This window comes from Streptomyces sp. NPDC042346 (genome assembly GCF_055581845.1).
Map to the genome: position 1 here is coordinate 345,261 of NZ_JBVJEH010000011.1, position 20,256 is coordinate 365,516.

Sequence of the window (20,256 nt, forward strand, 5' to 3'; positions counted from 1 at the left end):
CGCGATGAGATGGAACCTCGATACCGTGATCGGCGTGCTCGTCGGCCTCGTCGGGGTGGGACTCATCGCGGCGGGCATCGTCTGGAAGGGCCGCGCCGTACGACCGTTCGCCGCTTCCCGGGCACGGTCCGTCGCCCAACGGGAGTACGCACGCGATCTCCAGCGGGCGGCCGACCATGTGATCGCCACGGCCCGCCGCTCCGCAGGCGACGGCGAACCGGCCATCGTCACGGTCGAGGCCGTGGTGCGGGTGACGCGAGACCGCTACGGCTACGCGGCGGTGGAACGATGCCACGCGGCGGCGGCACTGCGCCGACGCTTCGAACACTGGCGATGCGCCGTCGACTGCGTCACGGACGCGTACACGTAGGGGCCGTCCCGTAGCTGCCTGCGGACGGCGGCCTGACAGCCGCGAGTCCCCGCGTGTAGCGTCGCCCCATGACCGACGAGATCACGGCCAGGGCAGGTAGAGAGTTCTACACGTTCGACGGCCGGATCCTGGAGATCTTCGGCAACTATCCGACGCGGTTCCACATCCGGAACATGGACCTGCGGGTCACGGGCCCCGACCGGAAGGGGAGGCGGACCGTCGAGGTCATCGCCGGCCCGCCCGAAACCCCGGCGACGCGCCACACTTGGCACCACTCGGCCGAGGAATGGCAGCGGGCGCAGGGCCTGGAAGCCCTGCTGGAAGCGGTACGGGCGGGAATCGCGTCGGCCCGCGAGCACGGAGCCTGAGGGTTCCCCGCAGATCCCCGACGGCGGCACGTCGCCGCATCGCCCGAGCGAACGTCCCCTGCACGCCAGTAACCACACCTTGGACAGAGGGAAAGGGACAGCCCCGCCACTACGGCACGTTCCACCCGAGCACGACCGGCAGGCCATGCTCGTAACCCAGCGTGTTGATCGTCCCCGGATGCGGATGCCCGAACTGCCGCGCGGCCGACGCGTCGAGCCCGAGCCAGCGCGCGGCGAGAATGCGTGACAGGTGGCCGTGGGCGACGACGGCCACGTCGCCCTTGTCCAGCAGCGGCCGGACCCGGCCGAGGAAGGCGTCGACCCGCGCCGTCACGTGCCCGAGGTCCTCGCCGGCATCGACGCCGTCGCGCCACAGCTCCCAGCCGGGCCTGAGCTCCTGAATCTGCTCGGCGGTCAGCCCCTCGTAGCGACCGTAGTCCCACTCGATCAGGTCGGCGTCGGGCTCCGCGCCGCTCAGCCCCGCCAGTTGGGCGGTCCGCACGGCGCGAGTCAGCGGGCTGCTGTAGCCGGCGGCGAACTCCCGTCCAGCCAGCCGAGGCGCCAGCGCACGCGCCGCGCCCTCCCCCGCCTCGGTCAGCGGCAGGTCGGTACGCCCGGCATGCTGACCGGTCCGGCTCCATACGGTCTCGCCGTGCCTGACCACCACCAGCTCACCCATGGCGAAGGACCCTATCCCACACTGAACACAGGGCGAACGTAGCCTGATACGACAGCTCCAAAACGGCGATGCAGGAGGGTGCAGGGGTGGATCGAAAAGCACGACGGGCTGCGGGGACACAGTCCTTCACGGATCTGCTCCGGCATCCGAGTCGCCTCATCGAACAGTTCACGGGAGATGCTCGGCATCGCGCCGATGCGGACGTCGCAGCGTGGAACACCGGAGAGGCTCGCGAGGTCTCCGCGTTCCTTCGCAACCGCTCTCATCAGGTGTCGAGCGGGAGTTCCAACAGCTCCTCCGGAGGTTGGAAGCCGGAGCGTTGGTAGAGCGGGGTGCTGCGCTCTGAGGGCCAGACGATCAGGCCTTCCAGGCCGGCGCTGCGTGCGTGCTGCTTCAGGGCCTCCAGGAGCGCTGCACCGGCTCCCTTGTTCCGTTGTGACGGCAGGACGAAGAAGTTCGTGACATAGCCAAACGGGTTGTTGTCCGCGTACGGCTCCGGCATCCGCTCCACCAGGCAGAGGAAGACGTGACCGCAGATCTCGCCGTCGGTCTCCGCGACCCAGGCCGACCAGTGGCCATCGCCGAGCCGGTCGCGGATCCAACGCTCGGCCTCTTCCACGGGCCGGGCAGGGGTGGGCGGTTGCCCGTCGTCGTCCTCCTGCTTGAACGTCCACCGCAGTTCGGCCAGGACCCGGGCGTCGGAGGGCCGGGCCGGACGCACGATCGCATCGGTGGTCATGGCGGCGAGTTTCGCCCTTGCCGCACGGCGAGGCAAACCGATTTGCGGCGAGGTCGGCCCGCACCCGGGCAGAGTGCCTGACGGGGAACACCAGCGGCTGAGACCATCAACGGCGTGATCACGTGGATGTACCGCACCCCGCTCTGGGTGGTGACAGTGGTGTGCGCCATAGCGGCCGGTCTGCTCCTCGTCGGCACCGTCGCGCACGTCACCGACCTGCTGCGCCATGGCCTTCAGCCGTACGACTGGGCTCCGAGGTGGCTCAACCTCTATTGGTCCTCGCTGGCGCTCCTCGACCCGCTCGCAGCTGCGCTTCTGATCAGCGGCAAGCGTCGAGGGACGGACCTCGCCTGCGTCATCGTGGCGACCGACCTCGCCGCCAACTGGTACGCCACCTACGGCATCCAGCACAGCAGCCTCGCCGCTCAGCCCGGCCTGCAACGACTGGTCGTGTTCACCGCCCTCGTCCTGGGCACGGCACCGTTCGTCCGACGGCTCCTCTAGCGCCGCATCAGGCAACGTTCGCCCTCGATCCGCAGCAGTCGTCGCCCCTCGTCGTCGTCGATCTCACGAACCCTCACACGTTCAGCCACGTGATCATTCTGGCTGCCCGCTTCCAGACCATGGCGGGCCGCAGACCTGACTGCTGACGGATCAGAGGGAAAGGCAAAATGGAATCATGGATGCTGGACTCGCCGCGCTGCTCGGCGCCGCAGTAGGTTCTTTCGCCACCATCGGCGCGGCGATGGTGAACGGGCGTGCTACCGCACGCTCGCAGTCCGGCCAGTGGCGTAGGCAGCACCGCAGGGACGCCTACGCGAACTACCTCGGCGCTCTTCACGACCGAGACGTCGCCATGGACGCGGTGTTGGGAGCACTCCAGCCAGAGACTCCTGACCTGCGGGATGTGGACGAGAAGGTCCACCGTTTCGTCGCACTGGCTCGGGACGTCCATCGTGCCGTTGAAGTTGTCAGCCTTGAAGGTCCGCCTTCGACAGTGGAAGCAGCCGACCGTGTGGCTCACGCATCCCGCGACCTCTCCAACGTGATGCGGCGGATGGTGGAGAACGCCCATTCAGGAGACTCCTCCCAGAAGGTGGTGGACACCGCTCTCGCCGCCGAGCGACAGCACACCCTCTACCAGGCCGTGAAGGGCTTCCGCACGGCAGCCGGTGATGTTCTTGGCAATGCGAACTGACCACTCCGCCGTTGCACCATCAGGGCGGGACACCCCTCATCACGGTGTGATTCGGCATAGTCCGGTCACCAGGTCGATGCCGCCCAAACACGGCAACCGGACGATGCGTCACGTCGGGGCGAACGCTGCCTGATGCGGCACTAGATCGTGATCGCCTTTCCCCACCGCTGCGGTTCACGGGGCGCGGAAATCCGTGGACGGGCCCGGGGAAGATCACGTACGGTGTGGCTTCACGCCCTGAGACGGATGGAAGGAGGCGAGTGCCGTGCAGTTCACCACATTCCAGCGCTCCCTTTTCCACCATCCCGGCGTGGTTCGTCAATTCTGACCGGGAGCGCTCCAAGCAGCCTGTTTCCCGGAGGAATCCATGACCGATCCGGTCATCCGCTCGCTCTCCGCGAGCGACGCTCATCTCTTCGACGCACTCCCCGACCCCCTGGGCGCCCGTGAGAAGCATCGGCGTACCCGGTTCCGCCCCGACTGGAAGCGCGTCGCCCTGCGCGACGGCGAGGTCGTCGCACGCGGCGCCTGGTGGGGCGGGCCCGACGACTCGGAGCCCGTCAACATCAACTGGTTCGACGTGGCCGAGGGCCAGGAGGAGGCCGGGGCCGAACTCCTGCGCTCCGCTCCCTGGCAGGTCGAACTCGAGATCAACCTGCCCGGTGGCTGGCGGGAGAAGACCGACCTGCGCGCCGCCGCCGAGGCGCGCTTCGCCGCCGCACGAGCCGCGGGGTACGAACTCCTGGTGGAACGCTTCCTGTACCGCTGGACTCCGGAGCGGGGTCTGCCCGAGCGGCCCGGACGCCTGCGCTTCGGCGCCGAACCCGACGACGCCGTGTTCCTCGACGCGTTGCGCCGCATCCACTCCGTCACCCTGGACGCCCACGCGCTCAGGGCCATCGAGGAGGGCGGCCTCGACCAGGCCGCGCAAGAGGAGCTCGACTTCTTCCACTGGTGCCCGTCCCCACGGGAGTGGTGGCAGGTCGCCCACACGCCGGAGGGCGACCTCGCCGGCATCCACATCCCGGCGCACAACCCCTCCGGACCGACCATCGGCTTCATCGGAGTCGTCCCGGAACAGCGCGGTCGCGGCTACGCCTACGACCTCCTCGCGGAGTGCACCCACTTCCTCGTCGAGCAGGGCGCGGAGTTCGTCAGCGCGGCGACGGACCGGGGCAATTTCCCCATGGCCGCGAACTTCGCCAAGGCCGGCTTCCCCGTCACCAGTGAACGCATCAACTTCCACCCGGCGGGCCGAGCCTCCTAGCGAGGAACAGCACGCGGTGAGCGGTCCGGTCCGAGGGCAGGTCCGGACCGCTTGTCGTGCCCGGTGTCGGTCCACTGCTTCTTCAGCCCGTGTGCTTGCGCTGCCGGGGCAGGGTTTACGGAGCGAGTGATAGCTCCCTTGGGTGAGGGGGGATCGTTTCCTCCACAGCCATTCGGGTGACGGCCGTCCTGGCGGCGTATCCGGGCGGACACACTGGCTGCCCGCGAAGACGTCACCTGAAGGAGCACTCCATGAAGACCCTCCGCAAGGCGCTGGCCGTCGCCGTTGCCGCCGCGGCCCTGAGCACGGTGTTCGCGACGCCCGCTCAGGCAGGGCGAGGGAGTTTCGCCTACAGCGTGGAAGGCTGGTTCGGGGGATTCGAGTTCACCGATCCCGAGGACGGGCGCTGCTACAACACGATGGCCGAAGCACACGGGCCGGCCAACCACACCGACCGCCTCGCCGTTCTGTTCCGGGGTACGGACTGCCACGACGGTGCGATCGTGACCTTCCTCGAGTCGGGTCAGAACGCGCCCGATCACTTCGGTTCGGTGAAGTTCCTGATCAGGTGAGACGGCGCGAGGTGCGGTCACCTGCGGTCCGGCGTCCGCGGTCGGCTCGTTGTCAGTGTGCTCGTGCATGATCGGCTCGTCAGTTCTTCTACGGAGGCGGGGAAGTGCCATGCCGATCACCAACCAGCAGGTAGCAGGGCACGCGTTTCTGCGGCCGCTCTACGCGGACTCGTACTTCCCCGATCACGTCGTCGACCGGGGCAGGGCGATCCTGTTGCGGCTGTGCGAGCGGATCGAGGCGGAGCGGCCCTCGGAGCTGGCGGCGCTGTACGTGCTCACCCGTGCCGCGACGGAGGAGTTCAACCTTCTGGAGGCGGAGTTCGAGGCGGCGGGGAGTGAGATCGAGACCGTCGCGCGTGAGGCGATCGCCGAGGACTTCTGGGCCGTCGCGTCGGCGTACGGGTTCGCGGACGCGGACGTCGAGGAGCTGATCGGCGGCCGGGACTGGTGAGCGGGGCCTGAAGGGTCAGGGCCGCCTCAGCGATCCGTGCGGCGCCGAACGAGTGGACTCGGCGGGACGCTCCTCGGAGGGCGGCCTCCGCCCGGGGTTCGGATGGTGATGTGGCTGCCTGCTCCCCCGACCTGGAAGAGGCGCCTCCGAGATGCGACGCACCCCCACCCGACGTCTGTTCGCCGCAGCGCTGCTCGTGGCGTCCGTGCTGGCCCCGATGGCCGTGGCCCCGGCCCCGGTCGCCCACGCCGCGGGCATCGACCGGCACGACAAGGACGACTGCCCGCCGGGCGGACTCGGCCCCGAGGTGAACGCCCGGCTGGACAAGGCCATCGAGGACGTACGCAAGAAGGCCGGCATCCCCGGGGTCGTCGTCGGCGTGTGGATGCCGGGCAAGGGGAGCTACGTCCGCGCGACCGGCGTCGCCGACACCGTGACCCGCGAGCCGATGTCCGCCGGCTCGTACATCCGGATCGGCAGCGAGACCAAGACCTTCACCGTGACCGCGCTGCTCCAGCTCGTCGACGACGGCCGGGTCGGTCTCGACGACCCGATCTCGAAGTACGTCCCCCACGTGCGCAACGGGCACCGGATCACGCTCCGTCACCTCGCGGAGATGCGCAGCGGCCTGTTCCCGTACACGTCCGACGCGGACTTCGTCCACGACCTGCTGAGCGACCCTCAGCGCCCCTTCACCCCGGAGGAGCTGCTCCCGTACGGCATGAAGCACAAGAACACCTTCAAGCCGGGCACGCAGTTCCAGTACTCCAACACCAACCTCGTCCTGCTCGGCCTGGTCGTCGAGAAGGTGACCGGTCAGCCGCTCCAGGACGTCATCCGCAACCGGGTGCTCCGCCCGTCCGGCCTGTTCCACACGCTGTTCCCGGAGGGCGCCGAGTTCCCCGAGCCGCACTCGCACGGCTACACCGACCAGACGCTGAGCGGCAAGGTCGAGGACGCCACGGACTGGAACCCGAGCTGGGGCTGGGCGGCCGGGGCGATGATCTCGAACCTGCACGACCTGCGCCACTGGGCCGAGGTCGTCGCCACCGGGAAGCTGCTCAGCCCGGAGACCCAGGCACAGCGTCTCAAGACGCTGCCGACGGGCTTCCCCAGCACCACGTACGGCCTCGGCATCTTCGAGACCGAGGGCTGGATCGGGCACAACGGCTCCCTGCCGGGGTACGAGACGGTGACCGTCTACCTGCCCTCGCAGAAGGCCACCCTGGTCCTCATGCTCAACACGGACATCCGCCGCGTCGCCGATCAGGAACCGTCCACGCTGCTCGCCCAGGCGGTCACCCGGATCATCACCCCGGACAACGTCTACGACGGCGGCAACGTCACCCCGCGCCGGTCCTGAACGAGCTCGACCGAGAGTTGTGCGCCCAGTTCCTCGAAGCCCAGTGCGGCGGCGACCCGCCGCGAGGCCGGGGGACGGGCGCGCCACTGGGGCAGCAGTCCGGCGGCGAGCGCGTGGGCGACCGCCGCCGATGCCACGGTCCGTGCACATCCGCGTCCCCGCGCGGCCGGCGCGGTCAGCACGCTGAGGTGGGCGGTCCGCCGGGGCCATGACCGGTAGCCGGCGGCGGCCACCGCATCGCCGTGATCGCCGGGATCGCCGTGTTCGCGGAGTACGAACGCCGGGGACGTGATCTCGTCCAGGGCGGCTTCCGCCGCGTCCTCGGGGCCCGCCGTCCGCTCCAGGGCGCGCACGGCCGGGTGGTGGCCATCGGCTCGCTCCACCTGCGAGGACGCCTCTGCCGGGCGGAAGTTCTCCGGAGAGACGTACGCCAGTGCGGCCGGGCCCAGCAGGGCCGTCACGGGCAGGACGTCGCGGACCGCTGCGGCGTCCGCCAGGGCCTCCACCGGCAGCCCCCGCAGCGCCTGGAGTACCGTCGCCGCGGTGTGCTCGTCCGGAGCGGTCACGAGCGCCGATCCGCCGAGGGTCACGATTCCGACCCAGCCCGTGGGACACAGGTCCGACTCCGGGGACACGACCACGTTCACCGCACCCGCCGCCGGCGGGAACGACGCGGGCACGCCCGCCAGGTCCTCCCACAGCCGCCGGGCGGCGGCGAGCAGCGGTGCGACAGGGGGCTCGGGGCGGATCGTCACGCGCGTTCTTCGGGTGCGGGCGTGCCCTGGTGGTAGTACATCCGCAGGGGGGTGTCGCCCGGCGCTCCGGGGGTGCGCCGCCACACCGAACTGCGGCGGACTCGACGGCCGTCGTGCACACACTCGTACGTGAGGTGGACGATTCCCGGGGCGAGTACCGCGCCCGTGAAGGCACCGGGTTCGTGGCGCGGGCCGCTCTCGCTGCTGCCGGTCAGCTCGGGGAGCGCGGCGAGCATCTCCTCGTACGTCCAGCGGCGGCCGGAGGCACCGACCTCGACGAACTCGGGGTCGAGGAGTTCGGTGGCGAGGGCGCGGGAGCCGCGGACGGTCGGGTCCAGCAGACGCAGTTCGCCCTCGATGGCCTCGGTGATCTCGGGATCCTGGGTGGTCATGGGGGCATTATGGCTGGTCGGGTGGGGTCGGGCCCGGGATTTTTCGCCCGGGCCCGACCCGTCCGTGTTCGTGCCCGCGTTCCGTTACTCGAAGGCGGCCGCCGCCTCCTTGAGGGCCGCCGCGACGGCCTCGGGTGCGTCGGGGCCGGGTGCTCCGGGGCGGTAGGTGACGGAGCGGAGCCTGCCGGTGAAGCGGAAGGAGCGGTGGCGTTCGAAGAGGGGCCACGAGACGGGGGACTTGCGGTCGACGCCCACGCTGATGCCCTGGAAGGGTGCCATGCCGACGAGCTGGTGGACGCTGTCGGGCGCGGCCCGGTGCTCGCCGTCGACGAGCACGGTGAACCGCCAGCGCAGGCCCTCCTCGGCGGTGGCGACGAGGACGATCTCGTGGGGGCCGGGGGCGAGCGGGCCCGCGTCGGTCTCGTGGAGGCGGCCGTACTCGTTGTACGCGAAGGCCAGCCGGCCGTTCTCGACGTAGAGGCTGTAGCCGCCGCCCTGGTCGCCGTGGGAGACGAGGACGCCGTCGCCGGTCTCCTCGACCGCCACGGTGATGTCGAAGGAGCGCAGGGAGACGAGCCTGGACGAGCGGTAGCGCTCCAGCTCGGGGGTGCCGGGCAGCAGGGTGACGGGGCGGCTGAGGCGCTGTTCCGCGGGGTTGCGGCGGGCGAGGGCGCCGCTGTGGTCGGGCAGCGGGAAGACGCCGTTGCGCCAGGCGGCCTCCTCCCAGGCCGCTGACAACTCCTTGACCAGCTCGGGCTGTTCGGCCGCCAGGTCGTGGATCTCGGTGGGGTCGGTGCGGATGTCGTACAGGGCCCATTCGGAGTCGTCGTAGGGCGTGCCGGGCCAGTGGAGGGTGACGAGTTTGCGGCCGTCGCGGTAGTGGCTGCGGTTGCCGGTCATCTCGCAGTACTGCTCGGGGTGGGTCGACGCGTGGGCGGGGTCGGCGAGGACGGGGGTGAAGCTGATGCCGTCGGGCTCCTGGAGCGGGATGCCGCGGCGGCTCTCGGGCCGGGCGAGACCGGCGAGTTCGAGGAGGGTGGGGGCGATGTCGGTGACGTACTGGTACTGGGAGCGCAGCCCGGTCGCGAGCCTGCCGTCGCGTACCCCTTCGGGCCAGGAGAGGACGAAGGGGACGCGGACGCCGCCCGCGTAGGTGTGGCCCTTGTAGAGGCGGAAGGGGGTGTTGGAGGCCATGCCCCAGCCGCGGGGGTAGTGGACGAGGCTGCGGGGGCCGCCGATGAGTTCGGGGTCGCGGTCGACGTCGGGGTCCCAGTCTCCGGGGAGGCGGGGGTGGTGGACGAAGCGGCTGAAGTAGGAGCGGGTGCCTTCCGCGCCGCCTTCGCCGGTGCCGCCGTTGTCGGAAGTGAAGACGATGACGGTGTTGTCGAGTTCGCCGAGGGCGGCGAGGGTGTCGGTGAGCCGGCCGAGGTTCTGGTCGATGTTGTCGACGAGCGCCGCGTACACCTCCATGTAGCGAGCGTAGAGCCGCTGCTGATCGACCGTCAGGAACTCCCAGGCGGGGACGTCGAGTCCGGCCTCGCTGTTGCGGTCGGGGAGTTCGGTGCCGGGCGGGAAGAGGCCGGCGGCGATCTGGGCGGCGAAGCGGCGCTCGCGCAGGGTGTCCCAGCCCTCGTCGTAGCGGCCTCGGTGGCGGGCGATGTCCTCGGCCTTGGCCTGGAGGGGGCCGTGGACGGCGTTGTGGGCGAGGTAGAGGAAGAAGGGCTTGTCGGGGTCGTGGGCGCGCAGGGACTTCACCATGGAGATCGCCTGGTCGGTGATGTCGTCGGTGTAGTAGTAGTCGTCGGGGAACTCGTCGATGTCGAGGGGGCTGTTGTCCCGGACGAGCTGGTGCGGGTGGAAGAGGCTGGTGAGGCCCTCCAGGACGCCGTAGTACTGGTCGAAGCCCTTCTGCAGCGGCCAGTTGGCGCGGTCGTCGGCCGCGTTGGAGGCGGAGTCGCGGACGAGGTGCCATTTGCCGACGGCGTAGGTGGCGTAGCCGGTGTCGTGGAGGAGTTCGGCGAGGGTGGGGATGTCGTCGGCGACCTCCATGCCGTAGCCGGGGAATCCCGGGTCGGAGTTGGCGACCATGGCGTAGCCGACGCGGTGCGGGTTGAGGCCGGTGAGCAGGGCGGCGCGGGCCGGCGAGCACAGCGGCATGGTGTGGTAGTTGGTGAGCCGCACGCCGTCGTCGGCGAGGCCGTCCAGGACCGGTGTGGGGATCTCGGAGCCGAAGGGTCCGATGTCGCTGAAGCCCATGTCGTCGACGAGGACGACGACGATGTTGGGGGCCTTGGCCGGCGGGGTCGTGCGGCTGGGCCAGGCGGGCTCGGACTCGGCGAAGGTGCGGCCGACGCGGCCGGGGAAGCCTTCGTAGGGGTCGCGGCGGGGTGCGGTGCTCATGCGGGGGCGGGTCCTTCCGGATTCGGGGGAAGTGAGCGGGCGGTGCGGAATCCGCCGTGGCCGGTCGAGGAGTCCGGGGTGTTGTGGGAGCGGGCGGCGACCCGGTAGCGGTTGCAGTAGGAGGTGTGGCAGAGGTAGGAGCCGCCTCGGATGACGCGCTCGGCGGGGCGGGCGGCATCGGATGGCGGGGCGAAGGCGTCCTGGCACCATTCCCAGACGTTGCCTGAGGTGTTGTACAGGCCGTGGCCGTTGGGTGCGTACGCCGTGACGGGCACGGTGCCGATGTGTCCGCCGGGGCGGTCGGAGCGGTACGGGAAGTCGCCGGTCCAGGTGTTGCACCGCTCCTCGCCGCCGGGGGTGAAGTCGTCGCCCCACGGGTAGCGGGCGCCGTCGAGGCCGCCGCGGGCCGCGTACTCCCACTCGGCCTCGGTGGGCAGCCGGACGTCCGCCCAGGCGCAGTAGGCGAGGGCGTCGTCGTACGAGACGTGGACGACGGGATGGTCGGCGCGGTCCCGGATGCCGGAGCCGGGGCCCTCGGGGCTGTACCAGGCGGCGCCTTCGACCCCCAGCCACCAAGGGGCCTGCTCCACCCGGCCGAGGACGTGGCGGGCGGCGGCGGGGTGGAGCAGGAGGTGGAAGACGAAGGAGGAGCCGAAGCGTTCGGCGTCGGTGCGGTACCCGGTGGCCCGGACGAACTCCGCGTACTGGGCGTTGGTGACGGCGGTGGCGTCGATCACGAAGGCGGCGACGGTGACCTCCCGCACGGGTCCCTCGCGGTCGGCCGGGTAGCCCTCGTCGAAGGCGTCGCCCATGCGGAAGGTCCCGCCCGGCAGCTCCACCATGGGGCGGGGCGGCGGGGCGGTCCGTACGGTCGGCAGGGGAAGGAGGTCCACGGTCCCGGCGGCGCCGGCCGCTGCCGTACAGCCGCGTCCGGGGGTGCAGCAGGCGCTCACTCGGCCACCACCCCGGCGGGTACGGGAACGGGGACGGGTACGCGGGCGGGAACGGCTGCCGGTACGGGTTCGGGCGCGGCGGCGAGGAGCGCGCGGGTGTACGGGTCGCGGGGGCGCTCGCACACCTCGTCGGCGCCGCCGGTCTCGACGATCCGGCCCTCGTGCATGACGGCGATGCGGTGGCTGACCTGGCGGACTACGGCCAGGTCGTGGGCGATGAAGACGAGGGCGAGGCCGAGGTCGCGCTGGAGGTCGGTGAGGAGGCCGACGATCTGGGCCTGGACGGAGACGTCGAGCGCCGAGACGGGTTCGTCGCAGATGAGGACGGCGGGCTCGGGGGCGAGGGCCCGGGCGATGCCGACGCGCTGGCGCTGGCCGCCGGAGAAGGAGCGCGGGTGGCGGTCGGCGGCGGCCGGGTCGAGGCCGACGAGCCGCAGGAGTTCCGCGACGCGCTCGGTGCGCTCCCCCGGGGCGACGGTCCCGAAGGCGCGCAGCGGTTCGGCGATGATCTCCCCGACGGTCATGCGGGGGTTGAGCGAGGCGTACGGGTCCTGGAAGACCATCTGGACGCGGCGGCGCACGGCGTGCAGTTCGGCCCGGCGGGGGCGCGTGACGTCCCGGCCGTCGAGGACGATCCGGCCGCCGTCGGCGGGGTGGGCGTGGGCGAGGACCCGCGCGAGGGTGGACTTGCCGGAGCCGGATTCGCCGACGATGCCGAGGGTCTCGCCCGCGGCGAGGGTGAGCGAGACGCCGTCGAGCGCGGTGAAGGAGCGGCGGCCGCGGTCCTTGTAGGTCTTGCGGATCCCCTCGGCGCTGAGGACGACGGCGCCGGGTGCGGGCCGGTCGATCCGGAGGGGCGGCGGGGGCGGCGGCGGCAGGGGTGTGGTGCGTTCGGCGGCGGGCAGGCAGGCGGCGCGGACGGTGCCGGTACCTGTGTCGGTACGTGTGTCGGTACCCGCGTCGGTCCCTGTGCCGGTGGCCGGGCCCGTGCCCGTCGCGATGCCCGTCCCGGTGCCCGCTCCGGTCACGGCGGTGAGCGGCGGGACGGTCGTGTGGCAGCGGTCCTCGACGAGGGAGCAGCGGGCGGCGAAGGCGCAGCCGGCGAGCGGCAGGGAGAGGTTGGGCGGGGTGCCGGGGATGCCGGTGAGCCGGGTGCCCGAGGGGGCGGAGAGCCGGGGCACGGCGGCGAGGAGGCCGGCGGTGTAGGGGTGGCGGGGGTGGGACAGGACCTCGGCGGTGGGGCCGGCCTCGACGACGGTGCCGCCGTACATGACGAGGACCCGGTCGCAGGCGCGGGCGACGACGCCCATGTTGTGGGTGATGAGGACGAGCGCGGTGCCGGAGGTGCGGGTGAGGTCGCCGAGGAGGGTGAGGATCTGGTCCTGGACGGTGGCGTCGAGGGCGGTGGTGGGTTCGTCGGCGAGGAGGATGTCGGGTTCGCCGGCGAGGGCCATGGCGATGAGGACGCGTTGGCGCTGGCCGCCGGAGAACTGGTGCGGATGGTCGTCGAGGCGGCGTTCGGCGTCGGGGATGCCGACGAGCCGGAGGAGTTCGACGGAGCGGGCGCGCCGGGCGGCCTTGTCGCGGCGGCCTCCGCGCTTGGTGTGTCCGTCGTGGGCGCGCAGCACCTCGTCCAGGTGGCGGCCGACGGTGAGGACGGGGTTGAGGGCCGTCATCGGGTCCTGGAAGACCATGCCGATACGGGCTCCGCGCACGGCCCGCAGGGCGGGCTCGTCGGCGGTGGCGAGGTCCTGCCCGTCGAGGCGGACGGAGCCGCCGCTGATCCGGCCGGTGCCGGGGAGCATCCGGAGGAGGGCGAGGGCAGTGGTGGACTTGCCGGAGCCCGACTCGCCCACGACGGCGAGCGTCTCGCCGCGGCGGAGCGTGAAGGACACGTCCCGGACGGCGTGCAGCGCCCCGCCGTCCGGGGTCGTGAACTCCACGTCCAGGCCCTGGACTTCGAGGAGCGGCGGGGTGGTCATCGGCGTATCTCCCGGTTCAGTGCCTCGGCGGTCAGGGAGAGGCCGAGGACGAGCGCGGTCACGGTCACGAGCGGTCCCGCCGCGAAGTGCGGGGCCTGGGCGAGGTAGGGCATGGACTGGCTGAGTACGGCGCCCAGGGTGGGTTCGGGGGGCCGTACCCCCACGCCGAGGAAGCTCATGGCGCCCTCGATGAAGACGGCGACGGTGAGCGAGACGGCAAGCTGGACGACGAGCGGGTCGGCGGCGTTGGGCAGGATGTGGCGGGTGAGGATCCGGCCGCCGGAGGTGCCGCCGACGCGGGCGGCCGTCACGTACTCCCGGCCGCGCTGGACGAGGATGCCCGTGCGGAGGAGCCGCCCGAAGACGGGGATCTCCGCGAGGGCGATGACGAGGATCACGGGGGTCCGGCCGGGGCCGAGGATCGCGGTGACTGCGAGCGCCAGGATCAGTCCGGGGAAGGCGAGGACCAGGTCGAAGGCGCGCTGGACGACGGTGTCCGCGACCGGGTGGGCGGCCGCCCCGAGGGCGAGGAGGCAGCCGAGGGCGGCGCCGAGCGGGACGGCGACGGCGATGATGCCGAGGTCCGCGCGGATGCCGTGGAGCAGGCGGGAGAGAAGGTCGCGGCCGAGGTCGTCGGTGCCGAGGGGGTGGCCGGGGGTGCCGGGTCCGGCGAGCGCGAGGGCGCTCTGGTCGGTGGGGCCGTGGCCGGAGAGGAGCGGGGCGAGGAGCCCGGCGAGGACGACCAGGCCGACGAGGGCGAGGCCGGTCCGGCCGCGGGCGGTGGCGAGGGCGGCCCGGTAGGGGTGAAGGGGCCTGCGGGCTCGGGCCGTTTCGACGGTGGCTGGGGACGGTTTGACAGCGCGGGTTGTCATGGTCACTCCCACCTGATCCGGGGGTCGAGCCAGGCATGGGCGAGGTCGGTCAGGAGCTGGACGAGGACGAAGACGGTGACGAGGAGGAGCAGGAGGTCCTGGACGACGGGGTAGTCGCGGCGGACCAGGGCCTGTTCGGCGAGCTGGCCGAGGCCCGGCCAGGCGAAGATCGCCTCGACGAGGACGGCGCCGCCGAGGAGGTGGCCGGTCTGCATGCCGAGGAGCGTGACGACGGGCGGGAGGGCGTTCGGCAGGGCGTGGCGCCAGAGGAGGCGCCGGGGGGCGATGCCGGCCGCGGTGGCGGTGCGGACGTAGTCCTCGGCGAGGGCGCGCCCGATGCTGTCCTCCAGGTAGCGGCCGAGGACTGCGGCGCTGGGCAGAGCGAGGCAGAGGGCGGGCAGCAGGAGGTACTGGACGCCGAGGTCGGGTGCGGTGAGGAGCGGGACGCGGCCGCCCGGGGGCAGGACGCCGAGGAGGACGGCGAAGAGGAGGACGAGGAGGACGCCGGTGACGAAGGGCGGGACGGCCAGTGCTCCGGTGGTGAGGATCCGTACGGTGCCGCGGAGCCAGCGGTTGTGGGAGGTCGCGCCGACGATGCCGAAGGCGGTGCCGAGGACGACGACGAACAGCAGGGCGCCGAGGGTGAGTTCGACGGTGGCGCCGATGCCGTCGCCGATCAGGTCGGCGGTCTGGCCGCCGATCGCGTAGGAGGGTCCGAGGTCGCCGGTGAGGAGGCCGCCGATCCACCGCGCGTACTGGGCGGGCAGGGGGTCGTCGAGGCCGAGGCGGGCCCGGATGGCGGCCTCGGCCTCGGCGCTCGCGTCGGGTCCCGCGAGGACGGCCGCGGGGTCGCCGGGGACCAGCCGGAGGACGGCGAAGACGAGGAAGGAGGCGAGGAGGGCGGAGGGGAGTCTCCGCAGCAGATAGCCGCGCATCTCAGCCCGCCAGGTAGGCGTCGTCGAGGTTGAGGTAGGAGAACTTGTTGAGCGTGACGCCGTGGAGCTTCTTGGCGGAGACCTGGACGGCGCCGCGGATGGCCAGGTCGATGATGAACGCCTCGTCGAGGAGCGTGTCGGTGATCTGCTGCCGGAGGGTGTTGGCGCGGGCGCCGTCGGCGGGGGTGGTCCAGGCCTCGCGGACGACCTTCGTGTAGGCGGCGGAGCGGAACTTGGAGGTGTTCTTGGCCTCGTTGAAGGGGTAGGCGCTGACGGCGAGGGTGGACGGCTGGACCTGCGCGAAGCCGTGGCTCATCGTCCAGAGGCCGGGCATGTTCTGGGAGATGAGGTTCTTCTGGGCGGCGGCGGAGTCGGTCGGCTGGAGGGTGACGTGGACGCCGATCTGCCGGAGGTCGTACTGGACGGCCTCGGCGACCGCGGTCTCGCCGGGCAGGTTGACGTGGAGGAGGGGCAGGTCGAGGCGGGTGTGGCCGGCGGACTTGAGGAGCTCGCGGGCCTTTCCGGGGTTGTGGGTGTAGTGGGTGCGGCCTGCTTCGGTGAAGGCGGGCGAGGACTTGGGCCAGGGGGTGGCGGAGGCGAGTCCGTAGCCGCCGAGGACCTGCTGGAGGATCCGCTCGCGGTCGATGCCCCAGGCGAGGGCCTGCCGGACGGTCTTGTCGTTCAGCGGGGCGACGGTGGTGTTGACGCCGAGGTACACGGCTCCCCCGCCGGTGGCGTACTCGTTGATGGCGAGTTCGGGGGTGGCGGCGACGACGGCGAGGTTCTTCCCGGGGACGCTGAAGGAGAGCTGGGACTGGCCGGTCCTGAGCGAGGAGAGGAGCGCGTCGGCCTGGGGCACGACACGGAGTTCGACGCCGTCGAGGTAGGGCCGGCCGGGCTGCCAGTACGTCTCGTTGCGGGTGAGGCTGACCCCGGAGCCGGGGCTCCACTTGGTCAGCCGGAAGGGTCCCGTACCGATGAGCTTCTTGCCGGTGACGGCGTCCTCGACGCTGTGCCGATCGGTGATGATCATGAACTCGAAGAGGTCGAAGAGGTTGTTCACCGGGTGGGCGAGCTTCAGGACGAGCTCGTGGTCACCGCGCTTCTCGAAACCGGTGACGGCTGCGGCCGTGGCCCTCAACTGGGCTGCGCGGAGCGGGTTCTGAAGGTTCTTCACCGCGAAGATCACGTCGTCGGCGGTGAAGGGCCGGCCGTCGTGGAAGGTGACGCCGGTGCGCAGGGCGAGGGTGATGCTGCGGCCGTCCTTGGCGTACTCCCAGGAGGTGGCGAGTTCCGGCTGCGGCTTCAGCCCGTCGTCGTAGCGGGTGAGGGTGTTGTAGATCAGCCGCTGCTGGAGCGACTGGGCGCTCTGGGCGAAGAGCAGGCTGGGCGTGAAGTCCGCGTTGACGGCGACGCTGAGGGTGCCGCCGCGCCGGGGCTGCGCGCCCGCCTTGCCCGCCTCGCCGGCCTGGCCCGAGGGGGCTTCGGTCTCGGAGACCGCTGAACGGCAGCCCGCGAGACCGAGCCCGAGGAGCAGGGCGCCGCCGCCCGCGGCGCGCAGGGTGGTGCGCCGGGTGGGAGCGGTGGGCGTGGTGGGGTACGACTCGGTCATCGTTGCCTGCCTGTGAAAGAGGTCGGAGGGCGCGGGGTGCGCGCATTCCTTCCGCTGCGGGAGAAATGCGCGCACCGGGCACGCGGGGGACGCGGGATGCGCGGTACGGGACGGGGTGTGACGGTGTACGTACGGCGAGACGGCCGGTCCGGCGGCCGTCAGTGGTTGCCGGTGGTTCCCAGTGATTGCCGGTGGTTCCCAGTGGTTGCCAGGAGTCGTCGCCGGCCGTCGGTGGCCGGGACGACAGGGCGCGAAAGGGGGCCGGAAGGCTGTGGGTCCGGGGGTGTTCGGCGCGGCCGGGGCGGAGTCAACGCACCCGAAGGGACGGAGTCAGCGCACCCGCCGGGGCGATCGGCCGAGCAACCGGAGCAGAGGGGTCAGCCGTGAAGGATCAGATGCGGACGGCACAGACCGCACTGGCCTGTCGACAGAGGTCGACGTGCCTGCGGGAGATGAGGCGCATGTCCGGATTCACGGGAGCAATATGACAGCGGCTCCGCGAGGCGGTCAACCGGTCATGCCCGCATTCTGAGACGACATCACCCTTCCCGGCCCTCGCCGAGCAGCTCGTCGACCGTCCGAAGAGGCCTTCTGAACAGGGGATTCAGCAGAACCGTGCCCGCCGCGACGGGCAGCGTGGCCGGTCCGGCATGTGGACTGACGATGCGTTCGGGGTCGTCGCAGACGTGCGAGAGGTCGATCGCCGCCCCGCGGATCTCCTCCAGATAGTCCGGTTCGAGGACGCTGGCGTGCTCGGTCACGACGACCAGGTCGGGGTTGAGGACGTCGATGAGCAGCGCGATGGCGCGCCCCACCGCCCGCGCCCGCTCGCGCAGCAGGCGATCGGCGCGCCGGTCCCCCGCCGCCGCCGCGTCCACGACGAGGAAGGTGTCGGGCTCGGGGACGATCCCCCTGCGCACGGCGGTGAGACCGAGCGCGGTGTTCGAGGCGGTCGCCTCCAGGCAGCCCGAACGCCCGCACGGGCAGGGGACGGTGGAGTCCGGTACCGGCAGGTGCGCCACGTCGCCGGCCGCCGAACCGGGGCCCTGGTGCACGATCCCGGCGAGACCGACGGCCGCGTCGACGACGTTGCCGATGAAGAGGTGGACGAGGCTGCGCCGGGCGGCGGGACGCCCGAAGAGGATCTCCGACTGGGCGATGGAACGGGCGTGGTTGTCGAGTCGTACGGTGTGCCCGCCGAGGCCCCGGGCGAGCTCCGCGGCCAGCGGGCGGCGACGCCAGCCGAGGGCGTCGTGGCGGACGACGACTCCCGCCGCGGGGTCCACCCAGCCGCCGACGGCGGCGCCGACGCCGAGCAGCGGGCGCCCCTGGGTGTGCTCGTCGAGGAAGCCCCGCAGGGCGCGGGCGACGGCGGCGGGCAGGCCGTCCGGCGCGGTGCCGCCGTGCGGGTGGGTACGGCGGGCCAGGACCCGGCCGCGCAGGTCGACCAGGCCGAACGTCGAGCTGGGCACGCCGAGATGGACGCCGCCGACGACCGGCCCGCCCGATGCTCCGATGTGCAGGTCGACGGGGATCTGCGGTCGTCCCACACCGCCGCCTCCGGTCAGTTCCGGCAGCTCGCGCAGGAGACCGAGCCGGGTGAGGTCGGTGGCCTGGCGCGAGACGGCGGCCGGGCTGAGACCGGAGAGCCGGGCGACCGCGCCGCGGGCGACCGGGCCGTGGTCGAGGACGGTCCGCAGCACGGTGGCGGCGTTGGCCTCGCGCCGGCCGTCGCCCGCCATCCGGGAAGCGTGGGAGGGGGTCGTCATGGGTGCCTCTCTGCGTCACTGTTGCGGCGGTGTGAATTCGCGGGGCCGTCGGCGGCGGGGCCGTCGAGGCTCCGCCCGTGCGGGCCGATCCCTCGGAGTGGTGACGCATCGCCGCTGGTCAGCAGGGGTGCTGCGGGCGAACTGGGCTGCGGAGACCGAGGAGGACGGCGCCGGGCAGGCGCCGATTCAACCATCACGGGGCGCTGTTCGGGGCCCGGACGGTCGCTTGACGTCCCGCGACGGCCGCTGCCAGTCTCCGGGACATGTTCGCGACCTCCTCGTGTCCCGCCGGCTCCGGCGCCTGATTCTCGCGACCCCTTCGCGTGACGGGCTGGCCGCCCGTACCCGCACCACTCCGGCGCGCTGCGCCGCCTCCGTACACCGCTCTCGTGCGACGTACTCCCGTACTCCCGTGGTCCCGCACACCGGTAGTCCCGTACTCCGGTGCGCCTCCCCCGGTCGGCCGGTTCCTCGTCGTCACGTCATTGCTTCCGCTCCGGAATTAATTCCTGAGCGCGTTCACACACACCTCCGAAAGGACCACTCCACCATGTCGACCACGACCACCACCGTCACCGTTCAGAAGGTCGGCGGCCGCCTCGGCGCCGTCATCTCCGGCGTCCGCCTCGGCGGCGACCTCTCAGCCGAGACCGTGGCCGAGATCCGTGCCGCGCTCCTCGCGCACAAGGTCGTCTTCTTCCGTGGCCAGGACCACCTGGACGAGGAGGCCCACGAGGCCTTCGGCAAGCTCCTCGGCACCCCCGTCGCGCACCCCACCGTCCCCTCCGTCGACGGCCGTTACTCCTTCCCCATCGACTCGGACCACGGCGCCCGGGCCAACCAGTGGCACACGGACGTCACCTTCGTGCCGGCGTACCCGGCCTTCTCGATCCTGCGCGCGGTGACCATTCCGCCGTACGGCGGCAACACCCTCTGGGCCAACACCGCGACCGCGTACGCCAAGCTGCCCGAGCCGCTCCGCGCGCTCGCCGACAGCCTGCGCGCCGTGCACTCCAACGACTACGACTACGCGGCCCTGCGCCCGGGCGTGCTGCCCGAGCAGCTCGCGCGCTTCCGTGAGGTCTTCGCCTCGACGAAGTACCTGACCGAGCACCCGGTCGTGCGGGTCCACCCGGAGACCGGCGAGCGCACGCTCCTCCTCGGCAACTTCGTGCAGCGGATCAACGGCCTCACGGGCGCCGACTCCCGTGCCCTGCTCGCGCTCTTCCAGTCGCACATCGAGCGCCCGGAGAACACGGTGCGCTGGCAGTGGCAGGTCGGCGACGTCGCCATCTGGGACAACCGCGCCACCCAGCACTACGGCGTCGACGACTCCGACGACCACGAGCGCAAGCTGCGCCGGGTGACCATCGACGGCGACGTGCCGGTCGGCGTGGACGGCGCCGCCTCGGTCCTCCTCGCGCCCGAGTCCGTCCCGGACCCGGCGTTCGGCATCGCCTCCGGCGCGTCCACGAAGGAGCCCGTCGCTGTCTGACCGGGGGCGCCCGGAAGGGCCGACGGCGCGGCGTTCCTCCCGTCCTGGGGCGCGCCCCAGGACGGGAGGGATACGTCAGGTCGG

Annotated in this window: 21 protein-coding genes; 9 read left to right on the forward strand and 12 right to left on the reverse strand. The window is 71.9% G+C overall.

The features are described 5' to 3' along the window. Positions 1-4: 4 nt before the first annotated feature. The gene (locus tag ACZ6K0_RS35255) at positions 5-370 is read left to right on the forward strand and encodes a hypothetical protein (RefSeq protein WP_469230279.1); all 366 of its coding nucleotides are present in this window, start codon (positions 5-7) and stop codon (positions 368-370) included. A gap of 68 nt (positions 371-438) precedes the next feature. After that, positions 439-738 (forward strand): hypothetical protein, encoded by a 300-nt coding sequence (locus ACZ6K0_RS35260; protein ID WP_469230277.1) that lies wholly within the window; start codon positions 439-441, stop codon positions 736-738. A gap of 109 nt (positions 739-847) precedes the next feature. Here the strand turns inward: ACZ6K0_RS35260 and ACZ6K0_RS35265 are convergent, their stop codons facing one another. Together ACZ6K0_RS35265 and ACZ6K0_RS35270 are read right to left on the reverse strand one after the other, a co-directional pair. Then, positions 848-1,417 carry a histidine phosphatase family protein gene (locus tag ACZ6K0_RS35265; protein WP_469230275.1) on the reverse strand — a complete coding sequence of 190 codons (570 nt, stop codon included), beginning with the start codon at positions 1,415-1,417 and terminating at the stop codon, positions 848-850. Between the two features lie 265 nt (positions 1,418-1,682). Continuing rightward, positions 1,683-2,156: a GNAT family N-acetyltransferase gene (locus tag ACZ6K0_RS35270; protein ID WP_469230273.1), complete on the reverse strand. Its 474-nt coding sequence runs from the start codon at positions 2,154-2,156 to the stop codon at positions 1,683-1,685. A 114-nt stretch (positions 2,157-2,270) separates the two neighbouring features. Between ACZ6K0_RS35270 and ACZ6K0_RS35275 the strand changes: the two genes are divergently transcribed. The 6 genes from ACZ6K0_RS35275 (at position 2,271) to ACZ6K0_RS35300 (ending at position 7,007) form a co-directional block, all read left to right on the forward strand. After that, on the forward strand, positions 2,271-2,660 hold the full coding sequence (locus ACZ6K0_RS35275) for a hypothetical protein (RefSeq protein WP_469230271.1): 390 nt from the start codon (positions 2,271-2,273) through the stop codon (positions 2,658-2,660). A 175-nt stretch (positions 2,661-2,835) separates the two neighbouring features. Further along, on the forward strand, positions 2,836-3,354 hold the full coding sequence (locus tag ACZ6K0_RS35280) for a proline dehydrogenase (RefSeq protein WP_469230269.1): 519 nt from the start codon (positions 2,836-2,838) through the stop codon (positions 3,352-3,354). A 367-nt stretch (positions 3,355-3,721) separates the two neighbouring features. Then, a complete protein-coding gene (locus tag ACZ6K0_RS35285) occupies positions 3,722-4,621 on the forward strand; it encodes a GNAT family N-acetyltransferase (RefSeq protein ID WP_469230267.1) in 900 nt (299 codons plus the stop codon). 251 nt (positions 4,622-4,872) lie between these two features. Continuing rightward, positions 4,873-5,193 (forward strand): hypothetical protein, encoded by a 321-nt coding sequence (locus ACZ6K0_RS35290; protein WP_469230265.1) that lies wholly within the window; start codon positions 4,873-4,875, stop codon positions 5,191-5,193. Positions 5,194-5,302: 109 nt separating this feature from the next. Beyond that, positions 5,303-5,644, forward strand: a complete 342-nt coding sequence (locus tag ACZ6K0_RS35295) for a DUF5713 family protein (RefSeq protein WP_469230263.1) — start codon at positions 5,303-5,305, stop codon at positions 5,642-5,644. A 151-nt stretch (positions 5,645-5,795) separates the two neighbouring features. Beyond that, positions 5,796-7,007 (forward strand): serine hydrolase domain-containing protein, encoded by a 1,212-nt coding sequence (locus tag ACZ6K0_RS35300; RefSeq protein WP_469230261.1) that lies wholly within the window; start codon positions 5,796-5,798, stop codon positions 7,005-7,007. Here the strand turns inward: ACZ6K0_RS35300 and ACZ6K0_RS35305 are convergent. From ACZ6K0_RS35305 to ACZ6K0_RS35350, 10 genes are all read right to left on the reverse strand, one after another. After that, positions 6,971-7,762 carry a GNAT family N-acetyltransferase gene (locus ACZ6K0_RS35305; RefSeq protein WP_469230259.1) on the reverse strand — a complete coding sequence of 264 codons (792 nt, stop codon included), beginning with the start codon at positions 7,760-7,762 and terminating at the stop codon, positions 6,971-6,973. The two genes, ACZ6K0_RS35300 and ACZ6K0_RS35305, sit on opposite strands and share 37 nt — an antisense overlap. Further along, positions 7,759-8,154 carry a nuclear transport factor 2 family protein gene (locus ACZ6K0_RS35310; RefSeq protein ID WP_376404165.1) on the reverse strand — a complete coding sequence of 132 codons (396 nt, stop codon included), beginning with the start codon at positions 8,152-8,154 and terminating at the stop codon, positions 7,759-7,761. Before ACZ6K0_RS35310 ends, ACZ6K0_RS35305 begins: the two co-directional genes overlap by 4 nt. An 84-nt stretch (positions 8,155-8,238) precedes the next feature. Continuing rightward, on the reverse strand, positions 8,239-10,554 hold the full coding sequence (locus tag ACZ6K0_RS35315; protein WP_469230257.1) for an arylsulfatase: 2,316 nt from the start codon (positions 10,552-10,554) through the stop codon (positions 8,239-8,241). Continuing rightward, positions 10,551-11,507 carry a formylglycine-generating enzyme family protein gene (locus ACZ6K0_RS35320; RefSeq protein ID WP_469230255.1) on the reverse strand — a complete coding sequence of 319 codons (957 nt, stop codon included), beginning with the start codon at positions 11,505-11,507 and terminating at the stop codon, positions 10,551-10,553. Before ACZ6K0_RS35320 ends, ACZ6K0_RS35315 begins: the two co-directional genes overlap by 4 nt. Then, entirely contained in the window at positions 11,504-13,489 is a 1,986-nt protein-coding gene (locus ACZ6K0_RS35325) for a dipeptide ABC transporter ATP-binding protein (protein ID WP_469230253.1), read from the reverse strand. Before ACZ6K0_RS35325 ends, ACZ6K0_RS35320 begins: the two co-directional genes overlap by 4 nt. Continuing rightward, positions 13,486-14,367, reverse strand: coding sequence for an ABC transporter permease (locus ACZ6K0_RS35330; RefSeq protein ID WP_469230251.1), 882 nt, complete (start codon positions 14,365-14,367; stop codon positions 13,486-13,488). The genes ACZ6K0_RS35325 and ACZ6K0_RS35330 overlap by 4 nt, the downstream gene beginning before the upstream one ends. Then, positions 14,364-15,296 (reverse strand): ABC transporter permease, encoded by a 933-nt coding sequence (locus ACZ6K0_RS35335; protein ID WP_469230249.1) that lies wholly within the window; start codon positions 15,294-15,296, stop codon positions 14,364-14,366. Before ACZ6K0_RS35335 ends, ACZ6K0_RS35330 begins: the two co-directional genes overlap by 4 nt. 1 nt (position 15,297) lies before the next feature. Beyond that, entirely contained in the window at positions 15,298-16,908 is a 1,611-nt protein-coding gene (locus tag ACZ6K0_RS35340) for an ABC transporter substrate-binding protein (protein WP_469230247.1), read from the reverse strand. Between the two features lie 391 nt (positions 16,909-17,299). Further along, positions 17,300-17,371, reverse strand: a complete 72-nt coding sequence (locus tag ACZ6K0_RS35345; RefSeq protein WP_351768172.1) for a putative leader peptide — start codon at positions 17,369-17,371, stop codon at positions 17,300-17,302. Between the two features lie 76 nt (positions 17,372-17,447). After that, a complete protein-coding gene (locus ACZ6K0_RS35350; protein WP_469230245.1) occupies positions 17,448-18,677 on the reverse strand; it encodes an ROK family protein in 1,230 nt (409 codons plus the stop codon). Between the two features lie 550 nt (positions 18,678-19,227). Between ACZ6K0_RS35350 and ACZ6K0_RS35355 the strand changes: the two genes are divergently transcribed. Then, on the forward strand, positions 19,228-20,172 hold the full coding sequence (locus ACZ6K0_RS35355) for a TauD/TfdA dioxygenase family protein (protein ID WP_376404179.1): 945 nt from the start codon (positions 19,228-19,230) through the stop codon (positions 20,170-20,172). Positions 20,173-20,256: the final 84 nt, after the last annotated feature.

Excerpts from the sequence above, each read along its gene's own strand:
- ACZ6K0_RS35350 (WP_469230245.1), bottom strand. The coding sequence starts at position 18,677 with ATGACGACCCCCTCCCACGCTTCCCGGATGGCGGGCGACGGCCGGCGC.
- ACZ6K0_RS35285 (WP_469230267.1), top strand. The coding sequence starts at position 3,722 with ATGACCGATCCGGTCATCCGCTCGCTCTCCGCGAGCGACGCTCATCTC.
- ACZ6K0_RS35355 (WP_376404179.1), top strand. The coding sequence starts at position 19,228 with ATGTCGACCACGACCACCACCGTCACCGTTCAGAAGGTCGGCGGCCGC.
- ACZ6K0_RS35340 (WP_469230247.1), bottom strand. The coding sequence starts at position 16,908 with ATGACCGAGTCGTACCCCACCACGCCCACCGCTCCCACCCGGCGCACC.
- ACZ6K0_RS35270 (WP_469230273.1), bottom strand. The coding sequence starts at position 2,156 with ATGACCACCGATGCGATCGTGCGTCCGGCCCGGCCCTCCGACGCCCGG.
- ACZ6K0_RS35260 (WP_469230277.1), top strand. The coding sequence starts at position 439 with ATGACCGACGAGATCACGGCCAGGGCAGGTAGAGAGTTCTACACGTTC.
- ACZ6K0_RS35290 (WP_469230265.1), top strand. The coding sequence starts at position 4,873 with ATGAAGACCCTCCGCAAGGCGCTGGCCGTCGCCGTTGCCGCCGCGGCC.
- ACZ6K0_RS35265 (WP_469230275.1), bottom strand. The coding sequence starts at position 1,417 with ATGGGTGAGCTGGTGGTGGTCAGGCACGGCGAGACCGTATGGAGCCGG.
- ACZ6K0_RS35280 (WP_469230269.1), top strand. The coding sequence starts at position 2,836 with ATGGATGCTGGACTCGCCGCGCTGCTCGGCGCCGCAGTAGGTTCTTTC.
- ACZ6K0_RS35335 (WP_469230249.1), bottom strand. The coding sequence starts at position 15,296 with ATGCGCGGCTATCTGCTGCGGAGACTCCCCTCCGCCCTCCTCGCCTCC.
- ACZ6K0_RS35295 (WP_469230263.1), top strand. The coding sequence starts at position 5,303 with ATGCCGATCACCAACCAGCAGGTAGCAGGGCACGCGTTTCTGCGGCCG.
- ACZ6K0_RS35325 (WP_469230253.1), bottom strand. The coding sequence starts at position 13,489 with ATGACCACCCCGCCGCTCCTCGAAGTCCAGGGCCTGGACGTGGAGTTC.
- ACZ6K0_RS35315 (WP_469230257.1), bottom strand. The coding sequence starts at position 10,554 with ATGAGCACCGCACCCCGCCGCGACCCCTACGAAGGCTTCCCCGGCCGC.
- ACZ6K0_RS35300 (WP_469230261.1), top strand. The coding sequence starts at position 5,796 with ATGCGACGCACCCCCACCCGACGTCTGTTCGCCGCAGCGCTGCTCGTG.
- ACZ6K0_RS35310 (WP_376404165.1), bottom strand. The coding sequence starts at position 8,154 with ATGACCACCCAGGATCCCGAGATCACCGAGGCCATCGAGGGCGAACTG.
- ACZ6K0_RS35255 (WP_469230279.1), top strand. The coding sequence starts at position 5 with ATGAGATGGAACCTCGATACCGTGATCGGCGTGCTCGTCGGCCTCGTC.